This is a genomic window from Frankia sp. AiPs1, from assembly GCF_023716945.1.
Classification (GTDB): Bacteria; Actinomycetota; Actinomycetes; order Frankiales; family Frankiaceae; genus Frankia.
Genome location: NZ_JAMQQF010000683.1, coordinates 1 through 2,858, shown reverse-complemented (window position 1 = coordinate 2,858; position 2,858 = coordinate 1). Strand labels below are relative to the sequence as shown.

The 2,858-nt window shown below is 72.9% G+C and carries 3 protein-coding genes and 1 pseudogene; all 4 read left to right on the top strand.

Going from position 1 to position 2,858, the window contains the following annotated elements:
* Window positions 1-554: Zn-ribbon domain-containing OB-fold protein (locus tag ND748_RS29360; protein ID WP_251749443.1), on the top strand; the 554-nt coding region annotated here is incomplete at its 5' end.
* Window positions 551-1,711 (top strand): thiolase family protein, encoded by a 1,161-nt coding sequence (locus ND748_RS29355; protein WP_251749442.1) that lies wholly within the window; start codon window positions 551-553, stop codon window positions 1,709-1,711. The genes ND748_RS29360 and ND748_RS29355, both read left to right, overlap by 4 nt.
* A 57-nt stretch (window positions 1,712-1,768) precedes the next feature.
* Window positions 1,769-2,539 carry an SDR family NAD(P)-dependent oxidoreductase gene (locus tag ND748_RS29350; RefSeq protein WP_251749441.1) on the top strand — a complete coding sequence of 257 codons (771 nt, stop codon included), beginning with the start codon at window positions 1,769-1,771 and terminating at the stop codon, window positions 2,537-2,539.
* Between the two features lie 73 nt (window positions 2,540-2,612).
* Window positions 2,613-2,858: pseudogene (locus ND748_RS29345) on the top strand (hypothetical protein); the annotation flags it as partial.

The window sequence follows — 2,858 nt, the reverse complement described above, 5'->3', positions numbered from 1 at the left end:
GGCTGGTCCACGCCGTCGAGCAGGGGTCGGCGACGGCGCTGCGCGTCGACGGGGTGCCCGCGGTGCGCCGCGACGAGCCGGCGCTGCTGGCGCCGGAGAAGCTGACCCGGACCCCCGGGCCGGACATCGCGATCTCGCTGGCCGCCTACGAGCGGGCCTTCGACGCGAAGGTGCGCTGGGACGCCGGCAAGTGCGACGCCTGCGGGACGCTGGCGCTGCCGCCGCGGCGACGGTGCCTGAACTGCGGCTCCGAGGACGGCTGGTCGCTGACCCCGCTGCCGCGCACCGGCGAGGTCTACACGGTCGTCACCGTGCACGTCCCCGTGCCGGGCCTGCCGACGCCGTACTCGCTGGCGATCGTCCAGCTCGACGGGGTTGACGTGCGCGCGCTGGTGAAGGTGACCGCCGCGCCGGCCGGGACGGTGCAGATCGGCGACCGGGGGCGGCTGGTGCTGCGCCGGGTCGCGGTGCGCTCAGGAATTCCGGACTACGGATATGCGCTGTACCCGGATGCGGCCACGGCCGCGGACGCAGGCGAGGGAGCGGTGCGATGAGGCGAGTGGCGGTGGTCGGCGCCGGCATGACGGCGTTCGGCGAGCATTTCGACCTGGGCATCAAGGAACTGCTGCCGATGGCGGTCTCCGAGATGGCCGCGCACGTCGACAAGGGCCTGAACCGCGACGACATCCAGGCGGCCTGGTTCGGTGAGCTGACGACCTCGGACGGCTTCCCGACGGGCATCCTGGCGGACACCTGCGGGCTGCTCGACATCCCCGTCACCCGGGTGGAGAACGCCTGCGCGACGGGCAACGACGCGGTCCGCAACGCCACCTTCGCGGTGGCGTCCGGGGCGTTCGACGTCGTGCTCGTGGTCGGCGCGGACAAGGTGCGCGAGTCCTCGGCGCGCAGCACGTTCTGGGAATGGGCGGGCCTGACCCGCGACATGGCCTGGGACTACCCGCTCGGCCTGGTCGCCCCGGCGAACTTCGCCCTGCACGTCGCCCGTTACCTGCACGAGTCGCCGGCGACCAAGGAACACCTCGCCATGGTCGCGGTGAAGAACCACAAGCACGCGGTGCCGAACCCGAAGGCGCAGCTGCGGTACGAGATCACCGTCGAGCAGGCGATGAACTCGCCCGTGGTCGTCGCCCCGTTCAACCTCTACGACTGCACCCCGCAGAGCGACGGCGCGGCGGCGCTGCTGCTCGTCTCCGAGGACGTCGTCGAGCGTTACACCGACCGTCCCGTCTGGGTGCGCGGCGTCGGGCTCGGCCTCGACCGGGTCATGCACCAGCACAAGAAGGACATGACCACGTTCCCGCCGACGGTCAAGGCGGCGAAGGCCGCGTTCACGATGGCGGGGCTCGGCCCCGACGACATCGACGTCGCCGAGGTGCACGACTGCTTCACCGGCGTCGAGCTGATCAGCTACGAGGACCTCGGGTTCGCCGAGAAGTTCGGTGCCTACAAGCTGATCGAGAACGGTGTGACCAGCGTCGGCGGGGCCAAGCCGGTCAATCCCAGCGGCGGGCTGAAGGCGAAGGGGCACCCGCCGGGCGCCACCGGCGTCGCCCAGTGCGTGGAGCTGTTCGAGCAGCTGCGCGGCGAGGCGGCCAACCAGGTCGACGGCGCCCGCACGGCGCTCGCGCACAACATCGGTGGCCCCACGGCGGTGTCCGCGGTGACAATTCTGTCGTCCCAGCGGGGCTGAACAGCCCAGCGGCCGGACGGCCGAGCGACTGGACGACACAGACGGGAAAGGGACCGGATGACACTGGCAGGCAACGTCGCCCTCGTGACCGGCGGAGCGGGCGGCCTCGGTGAGGCCACGGTGCGGGCGATCGTCGCCGCGGGCGGGTCGGCGATCATCGCCGACCTCAACGACGAGCGCGGCGAGAAGCTCGCCGCCGAGCTCGGCGACGCGGTGAAGTACTCGCGTACCAACGTGCTCGACGACGACTCGGTGCTCGCGACGATCGAGGCGGCCGGGGAGCTCGGCACGTTGCGCTACGCGGTGGCGGCGCACGGCGGCTTCGGCGTCGCCGAGAAGGTCGTGCAGCGCGACGGCTCGCCGGCGTCGATGGACGGCTTCCGCAAGACCGTCGATCTGTACCTCAACGGCACGTACAACGTGCTGCGCCTGACCGCCGCGGCGATCGCACGCGCCGAGCCCGGCGAGGACGGCGAGCGCGGCGCGGTCGTGACCACGGCCAGCATCGCCGCCTTCGAGGGCCAGATCGGCCAGTCGTCGTACGCGGCGGCCAAGGGTGGCGTCGTCGGCCTCACCCTCGCCGCGGCCCGCGACCTCGGCTCGCTCGGCATCCGGGTGGTCTGCGTCGCGCCGGGCACCATGCGCACGCCGATCATGGAGTCGGTCGGGCCGGAGGCGCTGGCGAAGTTCGGCGCGGCGGTGCCGTTCCCGAAGCGCCTGGGCCACCCGTCGGAGTACGGCGCGCTGGTCACCCACATCCTGACCAACCCCTACCTCAACGGCGAGACGATCCGCCTGGACGGCGCCCAGCGCTTCGGGCCCCGCTAGGGCTCGCGGCCGCGGGGGCGCGGTGGCGACCCCGCGGCCGGAGCACGTTTTCGAACAGACAGGGGGAGTGGCGATGATCCGCACAGGCCATCCCGGCCATGGACCGCGCACCCCGGCGACGGCGACCCCCCGGCGCCGACCGGGTTCGATCCGGCGCACCAGCACCGTCGACATCGCCGGCGGCCGTGAGCTCACCGGCCCGCTGGTGCTGCGCGGGCGGGGCCGCGACCTGTTCACCGACCCCGCCAGGACCGGGTTCGAGCTGGCCCATGCGGCCGTCGAGGTCGAGATCGACCGCGCGGGGCGCCCGGCGGTCGCC